Here is a 19,438-nt window from a genome sequence, read left to right as displayed (position 1 = left end):
ATGAAAAGGGTAAGTATTATGATTATCATTTGTTTTGCCGCATGGATTTCTGTCAACAATCCTATTGTTGAAAATTATATAGCATCATTAACAGAATCTGCTTTGCCAGTTGTGAAGGAGGCAGATCCTCTTTATCAAAAAATAGAAGAAGCGGCCCATACATATGAAGTCTCACCTTCAGATGCAAAGATTGATCCCGTCTGGAAGGCCATTCCTGGATATAATGGGCTTAAAGTGGATATAGATGCATCTTATAAAAAAATGAAGAAAAAGGGAGAATTTGCTAAAGAAAGGTTAGTGTTTATTCAAACAAAGCCAAAGGTTCATCTCGATCATTTGCCTCCTGCTCCTATTTACAAGGGTAACCCAGATAAACCGATGGTCACTTTTATAATAAATGTAGCTTGGGGAAATGAATATTTATCTGATATGCTTGCAACATTAAAAAAGCATCATGTATCGACCACATTTTTTCTGGAAGGGAACTGGACAAAGCAAAATCCGGAGCTGGCCAAGGTGATTGTCAGTGCTGGTCATGAGGTAGGAAACCATTCCTATTCTCATCCAGATATGAGTAAGCTGTCAGCAGCAAGAACAAGAGAGCAGATTATTAAAACAAATGAAATTATTGAGGCTGCTACTGGTCAAAAATGTGTTTGGTTTGCACCTCCTAGTGGTAGTTATCGGGATGAAACTGTAAAAATTGCGGATGAACTGAACATGAAAACGGTGATGTGGACAGTAGATACCGTCGACTGGAGAAAACCGTCTCCGGATGTATTAATTAATCGTGTGATCTCCAAAATTGATAAAGGAAGTATGGTACTCATGCACCCTACTGAATCCACTGCAAAATCTCTAGACAGATTAATAACGCTGATTGAAAAAAAGAATTTGCAAATTGGTACGGTTAGTGAACTAATGGATGAGGAAAGAATAATAAAATAAATCAGGCAATCTATCTCAGAAATTGGAGAAAATACTTTTTAGAAAGTATAATAAATATGGGATAGAACGTCTTAGAGTTTAGTTCACGATTACATAATACGTCCAGGTAAAAACTCTAAGACAGAGAGAGGCATATCTATAGGCGGGGGGCAGCTGCCTATTACGTCCGAGTAGTTTAAGACAGTAAGGGGACGAATCCCCTGATGTTTGTAGTGGTTGTATAGACAGGAGGAAATCAATGATTAATAAGTACACTTGCCAAAATGGAGTAAGAATAGTTCTAGAAAATATCCCTACCGTACGATCTGTTGCAATAGGCGTATGGATTGGAACAGGTTCTAGGAATGAGGATCCAAAAACTAACGGAATCTCCCATTTTCTTGAACATATGTTTTTTAAAGGGACAACAACTAGATCAGCGAAGGAGATCGCTGAATCATTTGACAGTATTGGCGGTCAGGTCAATGCTTTTACATCTAAGGAGTATACTTGCTACTATGCAAAAGTACTAGATACACATTCTAAGTTCGCGCTAGATGTGTTAGCGGATATGTTCTTTAATTCAACTTTTGTGGAAGAGGAATTAAATAAAGAAAGAAATGTAGTCTTGGAAGAAATCAAAATGTATGAGGATACTCCAGATGATATCGTTCATGATTTGTTAAGCAGGGCAGTCTATGAAGATCATCCGCTGGGCTATCCTATCCTGGGTACGGAAGAAACCTTACATACATTCACGGGTGAGTCATTAAAGGAGTACATCCATCAACGGTACACACCTGAAAATGTAGTCATTTCCATTGCCGGAAATGTATCTGAAAGTTTTATTAAAGAAGTTGAAAATTATTTTGGTGCCTATCAGGGTGATTCTAAGGCAGTTTCTGAGAATATCCCCGTTTTTCATTCGAATCGGATTTCAAGAAAGAAAGACACGGAGCAAGCCCATTTATGTATTGGCTATGAGGGATTAAAAGTAGGCCATGAGGATATGTATAGTCTAATTACCCTTAATAATATTCTGGGCGGCAGCATGAGCTCGAGACTATTCCAGGAAGTTCGTGAACAAAGAGGCTTAGCCTATTCTGTCTTCTCTTACCATTCTTCTTATTTGGATAGCGGTATACTAACCGTATACGGCGGAACTGGTGCTAAACAGCTGGATGTACTATTTGAAACCATTCAAGAAACCCTGGAAAAGCTGAAACAAAATGGGATTACCGAAAAGGAATTAACGAATAGTAAAGAACAACTAAAGGGCAGCTTAATGTTAAGCTTAGAAAGTACCAATAGCCGGATGAGCCGGAATGGGAAAAATGAGCTTTTATTAAAACGCCATCGCTCGCTGGATGAAATAATTGAGCAGATTGATGCTGTTACGAAAAACAGTGTAGATCAAATGGCAAGATCTATATTTACAGATCAATACTCTGTAACCTTAATAAGTCCAACCGGTGAGTTTCCAAATAAACTATCTTAATGAAAGAAGAGGTATTCCAGTAATGGATACCTCTTTTTAAATATCGTTCTCGTACATCCATCCCTTCCTTTGCTATTCTAAAATTTTCCCTTCCTTTATACACTATTAAAAAGCAGATATGGGGGAGAAGAATCATGAGGTTAAGTGAACTAAGCGGAAAAGAAATTGTTGATGCTAAAAAGGCAGAGCGGCTTGGAATCCTTGGACAAACGGACTTAGAAATAAACGAACATACAGGTCAAATTCAGGCATTGTTAATTCCTTCATTAAAGTGGTTTGGTTTTCGCAAGCAAGGAGAGGAAATCAGAGTGCCCTGGAGGCATATTAAAAAAATAGGTTCAGAAATGATTATTATTGATGTCCCTGAAGAGAATGATATCTAACATGAAAGCCCAGGCAAATTAACTTTTGCTTGGGCTTTTTTTATTTCCTATCATGGAAAACTCACCGAATGAAGCAATCTTACATAAGATGTTGGAGTGATACAGCAAAAGGAGTTACAAGTTGGATTTTTTAAAAAAAGAAGGTGAATGTTTTCATGCTGACAGGGATGCAGATAGCCGTAATTGGCGGTGATGCCAGACAGCTGGAAATCATCCGTAGGTTAACTGAATTAGATGCGCGATTATCGCTTATAGGCTTTGAACAGCTTGATCACGCCTTTACCGGTGCGGTCAAGGAAAAGCTCGATGAAGTGGATTTTTCCAATATGGATGCCCTGATCTTACCTGTGCCTGGTACGAACCTAGAAGGACAGGTAGAAACGATTTTCTCGAATGAGAAGGTCATTTTAACGGGTGACATCTTAAGCAAAACTCCCGAACATTGTGCCATTTATTCAGGAATTAGTAATTCCTATCTAAACGGCATAACTAAAGAGGCAAAACGGACCCTGATTCAATTATTTGAACGGGATGATGTGGCCATCTATAATTCCATTCCAACGGTCGAAGGAACGATTATGATGGCGATTCAGCATACAGATTTTACGATTCATGGTTCGAACGTAACCATTATAGGGTTAGGAAGAGTAGGTATGAGTGTAGCAAGAACTTTTGCTGCTCTGGGAGCAAGGGTAAAGGTTGGGGCAAGAAAAAGCGAGCATTTGGCTAGGATTACAGAAATGGGTCTAACCCCATTTCACTTAAGTGATCTAGTAAATGAAGTAAAAGATACTGATATATTAATTAATACAGCACCACATCTAATTGTGACGGCAATGGTTATTTCTAAGCTTCCTGCCCATACGCTGATCATCGATTTGGCATCAAAGCCTGGCGGGACAGATTTTCGATATGCTGAGAAAAGGGGTATTAAGGCATTGCTTGCCCCTGGACTGCCAGGAATTGTAGCACCAAAAACCGCAGGTCAAATTCTTGCCAATGTTCTAGCCCAGCTGCTTCAGGATGATTTAAGAAAGCGAAAGGGGAAGGGAAAATGAGTTTAAAAGGAAAAAGAATTGGCTTTGGTCTAACAGGCTCACATTGTACGTATGATGCTGTATTCCCGGAAATAGAAAAATTAGTTCAGGCCGGTGCAGAGGTAATGCCAGTTGTTACCTTTACCGTTCAAAATACAAATACCCGTTTTGGCAAGGGAGAAGACTGGATTCAAAGAATAGAAGACTTAACGGGAAATAAGGTAATTGATTCAATTGTAAAAGCAGAACCTTTAGGTCCAAAAATTCCACTCGATTGCATGGTCATTGCACCATTAACCGGTGTTTCGATGAGTAAATTTGCAAATGCTATGAATGATAGTCCGGTACTAATGGCAGCCAAAGCCACACTAAGAAATTTACAACCTGTGGTCCTTGGGATATCTACCAATGATGCACTGGGTTTAAATGGAGTTAACCTAATGAGGCTGATGGCGACCAAGAATATCTACTTTATCCCATATGGTCAAGACGATCCGGTGAAAAAGCCGAATTCAATGGTTGCCAGAATGACTTTACTTTCGCAAACAGTAGAAGCTGCGCTTGAAGGGAAACAGATTCAGCCAGTCTTAGTGGAGAGATATAAGGATTCCGACTAAATTTCCCGACTTTCATTAAAAAAGGTTATTTCTTTATAAGAATATGTTAAAATAAATTAATCTTTCATCAGAGGGGCCGTCCCCTTCTGATGTGAATTTATGAAATAACCACTAATGTTTCAGTGTAGGATTGAAAGGGGAACTAGAAGATGAGTCAGCAAAAAGGATTTCACGTTGCAGTGGTAGGAGCAACAGGAGCAGTAGGACAACAAATGATCCAAACACTAGTGAAAGAAAACTTTCCAATTAGCAAACTAACCTTACTTTCATCAGCCCGTTCGGCTGGGAATGTAGTTGAAGTAAATGGTCAGGAAATCACAATTCAAGAAGCAAAGCCTGAGAGCTTTGAAGGCGTCGACATCGCCCTATTTAGTGCAGGCGGAAGTGTTTCACAAGAACTTGCTCCTGAGGCGGTTAAACGCGGTGCCATTGTCGTGGACAATACTAGTGCATTCAGAATGGATGCCGATAAGCCGCTAGTAGTACCAGAAGTGAATGAAGCGGACTTGCATAACCACAATGGCATCATTGCCAATCCAAACTGCTCTACGATTCAAATGGTTGTAGCATTAGAACCAATCCGTAAAAAGTTCGGCTTGAAAAAAATCATTGTTTCAACATACCAAGCAGTTTCTGGTGCAGGTGCCACAGCTGTTGAAGAATTAATGGAGCAAACAAAATCTATTCTAGCGGGCGAAACAGTTGAACCGAAGATTTTACCAGTAAAAGCTGACAAAAATCATTATCAGATCGCTTTCAATGCAATCCCGCAGATCGATAAATTTCAAGATAACGGTTATACCTATGAAGAAATGAAAATGATTAATGAAACTAAAAAAATTATGCATTTACCGGACCTGCAAGTTTCTGCAACCTGCGTTAGACTTCCTGTTGCAGTTGGACACTCGGAATCTGTTTATTTCGAATTGGAAACTGATGGTGTAAGTGCTGAAGAAATCAAGGCATTATTAAATAATGCTCCTGGAGTCGTGCTCCAAGATGATCCGGAAAATCAAGTATATCCTATGCCTGCAAATTGTGTAGGGAAAAATGATGTCTTTGTTGGCCGTATTAGAAAAGACATTGATGAAGACCGCGGCTTCCATATGTGGGTTGTATCAGATAACTTACTTAAAGGTGCTGCATGGAATTCAGTTCAAATTGCTGAAAGGTTAGTAGAATTAGGTCTAGTTAAATAAAGCTACTTCATAAAGGCAGGGTCTGGTGTTACATGAAAATTATTGTTCAAAAATTTGGCGGAACATCTGTTAAAGATGAGGAGAGCAGAAAACACGCTCAAGGCCATATTGAAAAAGCATTAAGTGAAGGCTACAAAGTGGTTGTAGTGGTTTCCGCAATGGGCAGAAAAGGGGACCCTTATGCAACCGATACTCTACTATCATTAATCGGTGGTAATCTTAGCAAAATTTCCAAACGGGAACACGATCTTTTGCTTTCCTGCGGAGAGGTTATTTCGAGTATTGTCTTTACAAATATGCTATTAGAGGGCGGAATCAACGCTGCAGCTTTAACTGGAGCGCAAGCAGGCTTCCGTACCAATAATGACCATACCAACGCAAAAATCATCGAAATGAAATGTGACAGAATTCTAAGGGAATTAGAGTCGAATGATGTTGTTGTGGTGGCGGGATTCCAAGGAGCGGCCAAAAATGGGGATGTGACCACGATTGGACGCGGTGGAAGTGACACGTCAGCAGCAGCATTAGGTGCGGCCTTGAATGCTGAATGGATTGACATCTTTACCGATGTGGAGGGTATTATGACAGCTGATCCCCGTATTGCTGAAAATGCACGGCCGCTCTCTGTCGTTACCTATACAGAGGTATGTAACCTTGCCTATCAAGGGGCAAAAGTGATTCATCCAAGAGCGGTTGAAATCGCTATGCAGGCAAAGGTGCCAATCCGAATTCGCTCTACCTATTCAGATGCTCTAGGGACATTGGTCACTTCCATAAATAAGGAAAATCGCGGCAGTGATATTAAGGAAAGAACGGTTACAGGGATTGCGCACGTGTCGAACGTGACACAAATAAAGGTTTTTGCTAAAAAGGATCAATATAACCTTCAGGCAGAAGTCTTTAAAGCAATGGCAAATGAAAAAATCAGTGTTGATTTTATCAATATTTCTCCTAACGGAGTGGTTTATACTGTAACAGATGAAATGACGGATCGTGCGATAAAGGTTCTAGAAGAATTAGGACATGAACCGGTTGTAGAGCGTGATTGCGCTAAGGTCTCAGTTGTTGGTGCAGGAATCGCGGGCGTACCAGGAATTACTTTTAAAATCGTAACAGCACTATCAAATCATGGAATTCGCATTTTACAATCAGCAGACAGCCATACAACTATTTGGGTACTGGTCAAACAAGAGGACTTAGTTAAATCCGTTAATTCCTTGCATGATGCCTTTCAATTAGAAGAAGAAACAATGGAGTATAATCTCTAGGAACTAGAGAAATGGAATGTTGCGATACAACAGGTTTACCTGTATGTATTGAAAGGAGTACTAAAATGGTTCATTTCGGGCAAGTGTCAACAGCGATGGTAACTCCCTTTGATAATAAAGGGAATATTGACTTTGGAAAAACAACTCAATTGATTAATTATTTGATTGAAAATGGCACGGATTCCCTTGTGGTTGCAGGAACAACGGGTGAGTCTCCGACGCTTTCCAAAGAAGAAAAGCTGGCTCTATTTGATCATGTTGTAAAGGTTGTAAAAAAGCGTGTTCCAGTCATTGCTGGTACGGGCAGTAATAATACGTACGCTTCGATCGAATTAACCAAACAGGCAGAACAGCTTGGCGTTGATGCGATTATGGCAGTAGGCCCTTATTACAATAAGCCAAACCAGGAAGGGTTGTACCAGCATTTTAAGGCAATTGCAGAAACGACCACACTTCCAATGATGGTTTATAATATTCCCGGAAGATCCTCTGTTACTATTCAGCCTCAGACAGTCGTGCGGCTGTCTAAAATTCCAAATATTGTAGCTGTAAAGGAAGCAAGCGGCGATCTGAATGCAATGACATATATCATTGCAAATACGCCAGAAGATTTTGCACTATACAGTGGTGATGACAGTTTAACCATCCCCGTGCTTTCAATCGGTGGAGCAGGGGTGATTTCAGTGGCATCACATGTAATTGGAAATGAATTGAAGGAAATGGTTAAGGCGTTCTTTGCTGGAGACAATGCTAAAGCTGCAAGATTACATCAACAACTGCTTCCACTCATGCAAGGGCTTTTTGCAGCGCCAAGCCCTGCGCCTGTTAAAACTGCATTACAAATAAAAGGGTTAGATGTGGGGCCTGTTCGACTGCCGCTTGTTGGTCTAAACGAACAAGAACGGAGCACACTTATCTCTCTATTAGAAACCGTATAAAGAATCAAGAGCTAATCGAATGTTCTGTTCGATTGGCTCTTTTTACTTTTGCCGTAAGATTTTATACAAGACTTGTTTCCTAAAAAGGATTATTGGTTGTAAAGGTTTTCAATTATCAAGTATAATAATCATAACTGATCTTGGGTCGGCGATAGTAAAGTGGTATTTAAGCAGGATACATCACTTTGCTCGTATAATTTTTATTTATTGTCAGCATAGGAGGAAACGGGTTTGATAAAGAAAAAAAATACATCCATTAAGTTTATTGCGCTTGGTGGTCTTGGAGAAATCGGAAAAAATATGTATCTGGTTGAGGTGGACAGGGACATATTTATTATTGATGCTGGCTTAATGTTCCCCGAGGAAGAGATGCTCGGTATCGATATGGTTATACCTGATTTAACATATATACGTGATAATAAGGAACGGGTAAAAGCGATCTTTTTAACACATGGTCATGAAGATCATATTGGTGCTCTTTCCTATGTACTTCAATATGTGAATGTCCCGATTTATGGGACAAAACTTACCCTTGCACTTGCAAATGCAAAACTAAGAGAACAAGAATTTAGAGGGACTGCCAATTTTATAGAAGTAACTTCCGATACAATTGTCGAATTAGAGTCTGTACAAGCTAGTTTTTTTAGAACGAATCATAGTATTCCGGATTCAGTGGGAGTTTGTATACATACCTCGGAGGGCATTATTGTTTATACTGGAGATTTTAAGTTTGACCAGGGCGCAACGAGGTTATATCAGCCTGAAATTGGCAAAATGGCTGCTATTGGGGATCAAGGTGTATTGTGTCTACTGTCAGATAGTACAGAGGCGGAAATACCAGGTTACACCACATCAGAAACAATTGTTGAACGAGAAATGTCCAATTCTTTTTATAATGCTCCTGGCAGAATTATTGCTGCCTGTTTTGCATCAGATATTAATCGGATCCAACATATTTTTAATGCCGCTAGTGAAAATAGGCGGAAAGTAGCGGTAGTTGGGAAGAGCCTCGAGCGAATTTATCATATCGCCCTTGATTTAGGTTATTTAGAAGTGGATGAAGAGTTAATTATCCCTGTAAGTGAAATCAAAAACTATCAGGATCGTGAAATTGTTGTATTAATGACAGGGAGTCAAGGCGAGCCGATTGAAGCCCTCCAGAAAATGGCTAAGCAGACCCATAAACTCTTAAACATTCAGCAGGGTGATACAGTATTAATCGCTGCCTCTCCTCTACGGGGCAGTGAAGTGTTTTTATTTAAAACAATCGATATGCTGTTTAGAGCAGGCGCTAATGTTATATCTGGCAGACGAGCCATTCATGTATCTAGTCACGGAAGTCAAGAAGAACTGAAATTTATGATTAATTTAATGAAACCGAAGTTCTTTATTCCAGTTCACGGCGAATATCGGATGTTAAAAGCACACCGGAAAGTGGCCTTAGAAAGTGGACTTATGGATCAACAGATTGTTATTCCAGAACGCGGCGATGTGATCGAATGGAAAGAAGACCGCATGGGGATCTCAGGTAAAGTTCCCTCAGGAAATGTATTGATTGATGGAATTGGCGTTGGGGATGTGGGTAACATCGTTCTGCGTGACCGTAAGCTCTTATCTCAAGATGGTATTTTAATTGTTGTTGTTACTTTGACCAAGCAGGAAAAGAAAATTGCTGCTGGTCCAGAAATTATTTCAAGAGGCTTTGTCTATGTACGAGAGTCTGAAAAGTTAATGGACAATTCAACGAAGTTAGTCCGTGACATCGTAGAAAAAAACACGGCAAAAGGCACATTTGAGTGGTCCAGCTTAAAACAAGAAATCAGAGATGAATTGAATCGCTTTTTATATGAAAAAACAAAAAGGCGACCAATGATACTCCCTATCATAATGGAAATTTAAAAGGATTGGCACTGGTTTTGTAACCAGTGCCTTTTCATATTTCGAGCATGAAATTGTTTCTTGGGTGAATACTAAGCGTATATCATGCTTGAAGGGAGCAGTAGAATGAGTAACGATTACCGTAACAATGATACCGGTAAACAAGAAGGACAAGAGCCTCAAAAAGAGGAAAAAACTTCTCCATTATTAGAAAAAATTCAACAGCTGGGTCAAACCAATGTACCGCAGCTTTCAAGTGATTCTAGTATTCATTGCTTAACCATTATTGGCCAAATTGAAGGGCATATGGCATTGCCGCCGCAGAATAAAACCACCAAGTATGAGCACTTACTGCCACAGTTGGTCGCCATCGAGCAAAACCCCAAAATTGAAGGGGTCCTCATTATTTTGAATACAGTCGGCGGAGATGTAGAAGCAGGCTTGGCAATATCTGAGATGATTGCCTCTCTATCAAAGCCAACAGTCTCAATTGTGTTAGGCGGTGGACATTCGATCGGCGTGCCAATCGCGGTCTCGTGCGATTATTCCTTTATTGCAGAAACGGCTACCATGACCATCCACCCGATTCGGCTGACAGGACTGGTTATTGGTGTGCCCGCAACGTTTGAATATTTAGATAAGATGCAGGAGCGGGTGGTCAACTTTGTTAAGGGACATTCGAATATTACAGAAGAAACGTTTAAAGATTTAATGTTTGCAAAAGGAAATCTAACTAGAGATATTGGGACGAATGTGATTGGTGTTGATGCCGTTAAATACGGATTAATTGATGAAGTCGGAGGTCTAGGGCCTGCGATGAAGAAATTATATGAAATGATCGAACTTCAAAAGGAAAAAAATGAGGGGCTGATTCAATGATCCTTTATACGATGATGCCAAGTGAGTTGATCTTCCCGCCTGAAGAAGTGGAACAGAGCAAGCAAAAGCTAATCTCCTATCAGGGAATTTCTATGCTTGTAGAGCAAACAGATTCAGACCATGTCCAAATTGTCCGAATCTTAAGCAGCGATCCACAGCATTATTTAAATCAGGAATTGTGCCCGGGCAGCAAAATTTCTTTTGCTAACCTTGGTGGTTTATCGGCAATGTAATAGTAGAATATGGTATAATTATAAAAAGAGAAAAAGAGCAGCCATTTTCGGCTGCTCATTTTTATACATACATAAATGGATACTTAAACATATGAGTACCAGCTAAAAAGTGAAATAAAAATATAGTACAAGGTGATTAAATGGCCAAAAAAAAGAAAAGACAACCCAAAAAAAGAGACAATCATTTAAAACGAACCGTTCAATATGAATTAACGGCCTTAGCGATCTTAGCACTGGCCGTTATATCGATTGCCAAGTTAGGAGCAGTAGGGAAGGCCACTGTTCTATTCTTTCGTTTTTGGATGGGCGAATGGTATATGCTGGGTCTTTTAGGACTAGTTATCTTAAGTATTTATTTAATGTGGAAACGAACGATTCCCTTTTTATTTCATATTAAACTAGTTGGCAGCTATTTTATTATTTCAGCCATCCTTCTCCTGAGTCATGTAACCCTATTCCACCTGCTCACAAACGATGGGAATTTTAAGGACCCAAGTGTGATTAACAACACCTGGGAGTTATTTATGATGGAATTAAGAGGGGAGACAAGTACAACGGATCTTGGAGGAGGAATTCTCGGAGCGGTTCTATTTGCCCTCTTCCACTATTTATTTGCAGAGACAGGGACAAAAATTATTGCATTTATCTTTATTCTTATTGGGGTTATCTTGTTGACAGGAAAATCATTTGGTGATTTTGTTGGCAAAATCATTCTGACTTTGTTTGATTTTTCTAAAGGACAATGGGAAGCATTCAAGCTGGACATGTCTGAATGGAAACAGAAACAAGCCGAGCGGCGCAATGAGCGGATTGCCGAGAAGCAGAAAGAACGTGAAAACCGTCAAAGAGAACCTGCACCAGTTATTAATAATCATGTGCCAGAACAGGAAGAAACCATTGTTCCTGAACCGATTATCTCTAGTTTTTCAGATAGAGCATACGTAGAAGTGCCGCCTGCCGTTACTTCTGAAGCCGATCAAACCAAGGGAAAAGAACAAAAACGCAAAACAGAAGAGGATGAGGATGATAATACTCCTCCAATTTCATTTACGGAGGCAGCAGTAGAGAATGTTTCTTATGAATTGCCGCCGCTAAGACTCTTAAAAGCTCCAAAGAAAACAGACCAAAGCGGTGAATATCAACTAATCCATGCCAATGCTGCAAAACTTGAAAGAACCTTCCAATCCTTTGGAGTAAAAGCCCGGGTTACTCAGGTTCATTTAGGACCTGCTGTTACAAAATATGAGGTACATCCTGATGTTGGCGTGAAGGTTAGTAAAATTGTAAGCCTAAGTGATGACATCGCCTTAGCACTTGCTGCTAAAGGAATCCGTATTGAAGCGCCAATTCCCGGTAAATCAGCGATTGGAATTGAGGTGCCAAATTCTGAGGTTGCAATGGTTTCTTTAAGGGAAGTGTTAGAAGCGACCCAAAATGACAAACCTGATGCGAAACTATTAATTGGGCTTGGCAGGGATATTACCGGTGAAGCAGTTCTTGCCGAATTAAATAAAATGCCGCATTTACTTGTTGCCGGAGCGACAGGAAGCGGAAAGAGTGTATGTATAAACGGAATTATTACGAGCCTATTAATGAGGGCAAAGCCCCATGAAGTCAAATTAATGATGATTGACCCAAAAATGGTTGAATTAAATGTATATAATGGGATTCCACATTTGCTCGCACCGGTAGTAACAGATGCAAAAAAAGCTTCACAAGCATTAAAGAAAGTAGTAAGTGAAATGGAAAGACGGTATGAACTGTTTTCTCACACCGGTACACGTAATATTGAAGGATATAATGACCATGTGAGAAAACACAACCTTGAGGAGAATGACAAACAGCCATTGCTGCCTTACATTGTCGTGATTGTCGACGAGTTGGCCGATTTAATGATGGTTGCCTCATCGGATGTAGAAGATTCAATTACCCGATTAGCTCAAATGGCGCGTGCCGCGGGAATTCACCTAATCATCGCCACACAGCGTCCGTCGGTCGATGTGATCACCGGTGTGATTAAGGCTAATATACCATCCCGTATTGCCTTTGCTGTTTCAAGTGCGACTGATTCAAGGACCATCCTCGATATGGGCGGTGCGGAGAAACTGCTCGGCAGAGGGGATATGTTATTCCTCCCTGTCGGAGCATCGAAACCTGTACGGGTTCAAGGTGCTTTCCTCTCAGACCAAGAGGTAGAGGATACGGTAGAATTTGTTATTTCACAGCAAAAAGCACAATACCAAGAAGAAATGATTCCAGATGATATTCCGGAAGTAACTGGTGCAGTCGATGATGAATTATATGAAGAGGCTGTTGATTTAATTATCGAAATGCAAACCGCATCGGTATCCATGCTGCAGCGGCGTTTCCGAATTGGTTATACCAGGGCAGCACGACTAATTGATGAGATGGAAGCCCGCGGTATTGTAGGCCCATATGAGGGCAGTAAGCCACGTGCTGTATTACAAGCAAAACCAAAAGAGGAACAGAGTTCATAATCTGAATAAAGCCCGAAAGGTATCAATACTAGTAAAAAAGAGCCGTTGTGCTCTTTTTTTTGTGGTCTAATTTGTTGTTGGATATGATACTATAGTAACAGGACAATGAATGGACATCTTCATTTTAATTAAATCTTGTAATTCTACATAATTCGACATGTTTTTGGTAATTTTTCAAATAATATGTAAGCGTTGTCTTGAATGTTAGCTTTTTTCCCCCTTTTTTCGACGAAATTTTATATATCTATTTATTTATCTAATAAAAAATGTTAATATAAATCCGATTAGTAGGAATGATATCAGATGTCTGATGTCTAGGAAAAAGGCTGGAGGAAACAGCATGTCTATTAAGTCAGATAACCGGCACTTATATTTACAAGTCATCGATCGGTTGAAGCAGGATATTAAAAATGGGGTATATAAAGAAAAAGAAAAGCTGCCTTCAGAATTTGATCTTGCCAAACAACTAGGTGTGAGCCGGGCGACTCTTCGAGAAGCACTAAGAATTCTTGAGGAGGAGAATGTAATCATTAGGCGCCACGGTGTTGGTACTTTTGTTAACGCACGGCCAATGTTTACATCCGGGATTGAACAACTAAATAGTGTCACTTACATGATTAAACAAGCTGGCATGAAACCAGGCACCATTTTCTTAAGTTCATCAACTCAAGTTCCCACCGAAGAGGATGTTCGTCGTTTCTCGTGTCCTGATAGTGAGGAAATATTCGTAATGGAGAGGGTAAGAACCGCAAACGGAGAACCTGTTGTTTATTGCATCGATAAGGTCCCGGAAAGCATTTTGCCTGAAACATTTTCTCATGAAGAAGAATCCATTTTTCAGATTTTAGAGGAAGAGGCAAACCGCAAAATTACATACGCTATCGCTCAAATCGAACCAATAGGTTATCATGAGAAAATTTCCCCCATATTAGAATGTGAACCAGAAACTGCTCTGCTTGTTTTAAAGCAAATGCATTTTGATGAAATGGATGAACCTGTCCTATTTTCGGTAAACTATTTTAAGGCGGATAAGTTTAGTTTTCATGTATTAAGAAAGAGATTTTGATCTTTTTTAATAGATGTAAATCTAAACAGTCTATAAAATCATTTCTACAAAAATCAAACAAATTCATAGGGGGTCAATTACCTTGAAAAAGCGTAAAATTGGAATGACACTATCTCTAGTTCTTGCTGCTGGGACACTTTTAGGTGCTTGTGGAAAAAGTGATGACACAAACGAAACATCTAAAGGTGGAGACAAAGATACATTCTCTGTAGCAATGGTCACTGATGTGGGCGGTGTAGATGACAAATCATTTAACCAATCCGCATGGGAAGGTCTTCAAAAATTCGGTAAAGACAATGGCTTGGAAAAAGGTAAAGGCGGATATGATTACGTTCAATCTAAATCAGATGCAGATTATGCTACTAATTTAAACACTCTTGCACGTCAAGATTTTGATTTAGTATTTGGAATTGGCTTTTTGATGCAGGGTGCGGTTGACGAAATTGCACAACAACAAAAAGATCATCATTTCGCAATTGTTGACTCTGAAGTTAAACAAGACAACGTAGCAAGCATCCTCTTCAAAGAACAAGAGGCATCATTCCTAGCGGGTGTTGCAGCGGCAATGACAACTAAATCCAATAAAATTGGTTTTATCGGCGGTGTCGAAGGAGCTGTTATTGAACGTTTTGAAGCTGGATTTGTAGCAGGTGTTAAAGCGGCGAAACCAGAAGCTACTGTTGATATTCAATATGCTGGAGCTTTTGATAAAGCTGAACTTGGTCAATCAATTGCTTCAAAAATGTACTCTTCTGGCGCAGATGTAGTTTTCCATGCTGCTGGCGGTACAGGTGTTGGTTTATTTAAAGAAGCTAATGACCTTAAGAAAAAAGACCCAGCTCGTGAAATTTGGGCAATCGGTGTTGACAGTGACCAAGCAAACATGGGTCCAGATGTTGTCTTAACTTCCGCACTTAAACGCGTAGACAATGCTGTAATCGACGTATCTACAAAAGCTAAAGAAGGTAATTTCCCTGGCGGAAAAGTTGCACTTTACGGCCTTGCTGAAGATGGTGTTGGTTTAGCACCAATTAATAGCAAAGCAGCAAATAAAGAAGCAATTGAAACCGCTGTGAAAGAATGGACTGACAAAATTAAATCAGGTGCAGTAAAAGTTCCTGGTACACGTGCTGAATTAAAAACTTTTAGTGCAAAATAATATAAAGGAATAAGCAGGTATTAAATCCTGCTTATTCCTTCTTAATGAAATCCTAAGTGAAGTGTAGAAACAAATTCTACCTTTCATTTAAGATTTTAGTGGGGAGGAAATCCCTGTTTTTTTAAAAATCTGAAAGGTCTGACCTCTTACTACTATTGGTCAAAATTTCCTTTTAACCTAACACAGGGAGTGAGAAAGATGGATTTTGTAATAGAAATGCTCAACATTCGTAAAGAATTTGGCGGTTTCGTTGCGAATGATAACATTACCCTTCAATTAAAGAAGGGAGAAATTCACGCATTATTAGGTGAAAATGGTGCGGGCAAATCCACCTTGATGAATGTACTTTTTGGGCTTTACCAACCTGAACAAGGTGAAATTCGAGTGAAAGGGAAACCTGTTAAAATCACTAACCCAAATATTGCAAATGATTTAGGAATCGGAATGGTTCACCAGCACTTTATGTTAGTCGATACATTTACGGTTACAGAAAATATAATCCTCGGCAGAGAAATAACAACTGGGGGAAGAATTGACTTAAAAAAGGCCGAAAAAGAAGTTCGTGAGATTTCAGAACGTTATGGATTGGCCGTTGATCCGCAGGCAAAGATATCCGATATTTCCGTGGGAATGCAGCAAAGGGTAGAAATCTTAAAAACATTATACCGCGGTGCAGAGATTGTTATTTTTGATGAACCTTCTGCTGTACTGACACCACAGGAAATTAAAGAACTTATGCAAATTATGAAAACGCTTATAAAGGAAGGCAAATCTATTATTCTCATTACCCATAAATTAAAAGAGATTATGGAGGTCGCCGACCGCTGTACGGTTATTCGTAAAGGGAAGGGTATTGGCACGGTTAATGTAAGTGAAACGAATCCTAACGAACTGGCAAGCTTAATGGTTGGACGAGAAGTGGTCTTTAAAACAGAAAAGGCTGAAGCAAAACCGGAACAGGACGTGCTTCAGGTTCAGAATTTAGTTGTAAAAGATTCTCGTGGCATCAATATTGTTAGTGGACTCGACCTTACCGTTAAGGCTGGAGAAATTGTAGGTATCGCGGGAATAGACGGAAATGGACAATCAGAATTGATTGAAGCTATTACAGGATTACGTAAAGCGGAGAGCGGGAGTATTAAATTAAATGGTAAAGAACTAATGAATCAAACCCCTCGGAAAATCACAGAATCTGGTGTCGGCCACATTCCTCAAGACCGCCATAAGCATGGGTTAGTTTTAAACTTCCCGATTGGTGAGAATATGGTCTTACAAACCTATAATAAAAGACCTTTCTCAAAAAGCGGCGTTTTAAATTTCAAGGAAATCTATAAAAAAGCAAAAACATTAATAAGTGAGTTTGATGTTCGGACACCCAGCGAATATACATTAGCTCGGGCACTATCCGGAGGAAATCAGCAAAAAGCGATTATTGGACGAGAAGTAGACCGGGATCCCGACTTGCTAATTGCTGCACAGCCTACGCGTGGATTGGATGTTGGTGCAATTGAATTTATTCATAAACGTCTGATTGAACAGCGTGATCATGGGAAAGCGGTCTTGCTAGTTTCATTCGAGTTGGATGAAATCATAAATGTAAGTGACCGGATTGCTGTCATTTATGAGGGGAAAATCGTTGCGATCGTCAATCCAAAAGAAACTTCCGAGCAGGAACTTGGCTTGTTGATGGCTGGGTCAAATAGAAAGGAAGCAGGTGAACACTCCCATGCTTAAACGGTTTAAAAATATATTAACCCCTATTATTGCCGTGCTCTTAGGTATAATCGTTGGAACCATTATTATGGTAGTCAGCGGTTATGATGCGATGGCAGCTTTTACGGCACTATGGAATGGAGCTTTTGGGGATTCTTATTATTTGGGAGAGGTAATTAGACAAGTTACTCCGTATATACTTGCAGGTTTAGCGGTTGCATTTGCTTTTCGTGTAGGTCTGTTTAATATCGGGGTAGAAGGACAATTTTTAGTTGGCTGGCTAGCAGCCGTTTGGGTCGGAGTTGCCTTTGATCTTCCAAGAATCATTCATTTACCATTAGCAATTATTGCAGCCATGGCAGCTGGAGCCTTATGGGCATTCATCCCGGGTTTTCTAAAAGCACGTTTCCGTGTGCATGAAGTAATTGTAACGATAATGATGAACTACATTGCTTTGCATGTAAGCAACTACTTTATAAAAAATATTATTACAGATAATAAAGATAAAACAGATATGATCAAGGAAACGGCCACACTAAGATCGGAATGGCTGCAAAGTCTAACCGATTATTCACGACTTCACTGGGGGATCGTAATTGCCATTTTGGCCTGTATTTTTATGTGGTTTTTACTTGAGAGAACAACTAGGGGATTTGAATTACGATCAGTTGGTTTTAACCAGCATGCTGCCCATTATGCAGGGATGAATGTTAACAAGAATATTATCCTCTCAATGGTTATAGCTGGGGCCTTTGCCGGCTTGGCAGGTTCTATGGAAGGCCTGGGGACCTTCGGCTATGCGACAGTAAAAGGCGGTTTCACTGGCGTTGGATTTGATGGGATTGCGGTAGCCTTGCTTGGTGCCAATACCTCACTTGGAGTATTCTTCTCGGCCCTTTTATTTGGTGCACTGAAAGTAGGAGCGTTGAATATGCCGCTCGAAGCTGGTGTTCCGAATGAATTGGTAGATATTATTATTGCCTTAATCGTATTCTTTGTTGCCTCTAGTTATATCATAAGAGTATTTCTTGACCGATTCAGTAAAAAGGAGGTGAAGTAAGTTGAGCTTAATGGACATTTTAGTGATTGTCGTTCCATCTACCTTATTATGGGCAGCTCCACTTGTCTTCACTGCATTAGGCGGTATCTTTTCAGAACGTTCTGGGGTAGTAAACATTGGTCTTGAAGGTTTAATGGTTATTGGAGCATTTACTGCCATTGTATTTAACCTTACCTTTTTTGAAGCATTTGGGAGCCTGACTCCTTGGCTTGCCATATTAGTTGCAATGGTTGCTGGAGCTATTTTTTCATTGTTACATGCGGTTGCAGCCATCACCTTCCGAGCTGACCATACAGTATCTGGTGTAGCGATCAACTTACTTGCGACAGGTTTAACTCTTTTCCTAGTAAAGCTTATCTATGATAAAGGTGAAACAGATATTATCAGCAAAGGCTTTAATAAAATTGACATTCCTGTTTTAAAAGATATCCCGATCATTGGAAGAATATTTTTCCAAAACACTTATTGGACATCATTCCTTGCTATTCTTGTTGCTATTATCGTTTGGTATATTGTCTATAAAACACCATTTGGTCTTCGCCTTCGTTCCGTCGGGGAACATCCAATGGCAGCAGATACAATGGGGATTAATGTAACCAAAATGCGTTATCTCGGTGTAATCCTTTCAGGTGCTTTAGGCGGCATCGGCGGCGGAGTATACGCCCAATCGATTACCTCAAATTTCAGCCACTCTACGATTAGCGGTCAAGGTTTTATGGCTATTGCAGCCATGATTTTTGGTAAATGGCATCCGCTTGGCGCAATGGGTGCAGCAATATTCTTTGGTTTTGCTCAAAGTATCAGTATCATCGGTTCAAGTTTACCGTTCCTAAAAGAAATTCCAAACGTGTACTTATTAATTGCACCATATGTCCTAACCGTTCTTGCCTTAACAGGATTCATCGGACGTGCGGATGCTCCAAAAGCGAGCGGTACACACTATATTAAAGGCAGTCGATAAACAGCGAGAGCTCTCATGGAAATGAGGGCTCTTTTTTATAAGCGTAATTCCTTGTATTGAACAAGCCTGGCAATTTATAGTTAAGAAGTATAGGTTTTATTCAAAAGGAAAAGATATAAAGAAA

The 19,438-nt window shown here is 39.9% G+C and carries 17 protein-coding genes; all 17 read left to right on the top strand.

Annotation, left to right across the window (positions count from 1 at the left end; translation table 11 throughout):
* The 17 genes from GXK58_RS03635 to GXK58_RS03555 all read left to right on the top strand — a co-directional run bounded on the left by GXK58_RS03635 (nt 1) and on the right by GXK58_RS03555 (nt 19,314).
* The gene (locus GXK58_RS03635) at nt 1-948 is read left to right on the top strand and encodes a polysaccharide deacetylase family protein (protein WP_160719952.1); all 948 of its coding nucleotides are present in this window, start codon (nt 1-3) and stop codon (nt 946-948) included.
* Between the two features lie 238 nt (nt 949-1,186).
* The gene (locus tag GXK58_RS03630) at nt 1,187-2,425 is read left to right on the top strand and encodes a M16 family metallopeptidase (RefSeq protein ID WP_160719950.1); all 1,239 of its coding nucleotides are present in this window, start codon (nt 1,187-1,189) and stop codon (nt 2,423-2,425) included.
* Nucleotides 2,426-2,559: 134 nt separating this feature from the next.
* Nucleotides 2,560-2,808, top strand: a complete 249-nt coding sequence (locus GXK58_RS03625; protein ID WP_160719948.1) for a YlmC/YmxH family sporulation protein — start codon at nt 2,560-2,562, stop codon at nt 2,806-2,808.
* Nucleotides 2,809-2,963: 155 nt separating this feature from the next.
* A complete protein-coding gene (gene dpaA / locus GXK58_RS03620) occupies nt 2,964-3,866 on the top strand; it encodes a dipicolinic acid synthetase subunit A (RefSeq protein WP_160719947.1) in 903 nt (300 codons plus the stop codon).
* Nucleotides 3,863-4,462 (top strand): dipicolinate synthase subunit B, encoded by a 600-nt coding sequence (gene dpaB / locus GXK58_RS03615; RefSeq protein ID WP_160719945.1) that lies wholly within the window; start codon nt 3,863-3,865, stop codon nt 4,460-4,462. Before dpaA ends, dpaB begins: the two co-directional genes overlap by 4 nt.
* A 149-nt stretch (nt 4,463-4,611) precedes the next feature.
* Entirely contained in the window at nt 4,612-5,661 is a 1,050-nt protein-coding gene (gene asd / locus GXK58_RS03610) for an aspartate-semialdehyde dehydrogenase (RefSeq protein ID WP_160719944.1), read from the top strand.
* A gap of 32 nt (nt 5,662-5,693) precedes the next feature.
* Nucleotides 5,694-6,929, top strand: coding sequence for an aspartate kinase (gene dapG, locus GXK58_RS03605; protein ID WP_160719942.1), 1,236 nt, complete (start codon nt 5,694-5,696; stop codon nt 6,927-6,929).
* Nucleotides 6,930-6,994: 65 nt separating this feature from the next.
* Nucleotides 6,995-7,867 (top strand): 4-hydroxy-tetrahydrodipicolinate synthase, encoded by an 873-nt coding sequence (gene dapA / locus GXK58_RS03600; protein ID WP_160719941.1) that lies wholly within the window; start codon nt 6,995-6,997, stop codon nt 7,865-7,867.
* Nucleotides 7,868-8,098: 231 nt separating this feature from the next.
* A complete protein-coding gene (locus GXK58_RS03595; protein WP_160719940.1) occupies nt 8,099-9,766 on the top strand; it encodes a ribonuclease J in 1,668 nt (555 codons plus the stop codon).
* Nucleotides 9,767-9,871: 105 nt separating this feature from the next.
* Entirely contained in the window at nt 9,872-10,624 is a 753-nt protein-coding gene (locus GXK58_RS03590; protein ID WP_160719938.1) for a ClpP family protease, read from the top strand.
* A complete protein-coding gene (locus GXK58_RS03585; RefSeq protein WP_160719936.1) occupies nt 10,621-10,857 on the top strand; it encodes a YlzJ-like family protein in 237 nt (78 codons plus the stop codon). The genes GXK58_RS03590 and GXK58_RS03585 overlap by 4 nt, the downstream gene beginning before the upstream one ends.
* A 140-nt stretch (nt 10,858-10,997) precedes the next feature.
* A complete protein-coding gene (locus GXK58_RS03580; RefSeq protein WP_160719934.1) occupies nt 10,998-13,355 on the top strand; it encodes a DNA translocase FtsK in 2,358 nt (785 codons plus the stop codon).
* A 340-nt stretch (nt 13,356-13,695) separates the two neighbouring features.
* Entirely contained in the window at nt 13,696-14,421 is a 726-nt protein-coding gene (locus GXK58_RS03575; protein WP_160719932.1) for a GntR family transcriptional regulator, read from the top strand.
* Nucleotides 14,422-14,503: 82 nt separating this feature from the next.
* Nucleotides 14,504-15,580 (top strand): BMP family lipoprotein, encoded by a 1,077-nt coding sequence (locus GXK58_RS03570; protein ID WP_160719930.1) that lies wholly within the window; start codon nt 14,504-14,506, stop codon nt 15,578-15,580.
* 198 nt (nt 15,581-15,778) lie between these two features.
* The gene (locus GXK58_RS03565; RefSeq protein WP_160719928.1) at nt 15,779-17,314 is read left to right on the top strand and encodes an ABC transporter ATP-binding protein; all 1,536 of its coding nucleotides are present in this window, start codon (nt 15,779-15,781) and stop codon (nt 17,312-17,314) included.
* Nucleotides 17,307-18,353, top strand: coding sequence for an ABC transporter permease (locus tag GXK58_RS03560; protein ID WP_160719926.1), 1,047 nt, complete (start codon nt 17,307-17,309; stop codon nt 18,351-18,353). The genes GXK58_RS03565 and GXK58_RS03560 overlap by 8 nt, the downstream gene beginning before the upstream one ends.
* Nucleotide 18,354: 1 nt before the next feature.
* Entirely contained in the window at nt 18,355-19,314 is a 960-nt protein-coding gene (locus GXK58_RS03555; RefSeq protein ID WP_160719924.1) for an ABC transporter permease, read from the top strand.
* Nucleotides 19,315-19,438: the final 124 nt, after the last annotated feature.

This window comes from Bacillus sp. USDA818B3_A (assembly GCF_009928415.1).
Taxonomy (GTDB): Bacteria; Bacillota; Bacilli; order Bacillales; family Cytobacillaceae; genus Neobacillus.
This window is presented reverse-complemented; position numbering and strand designations above follow the sequence as displayed.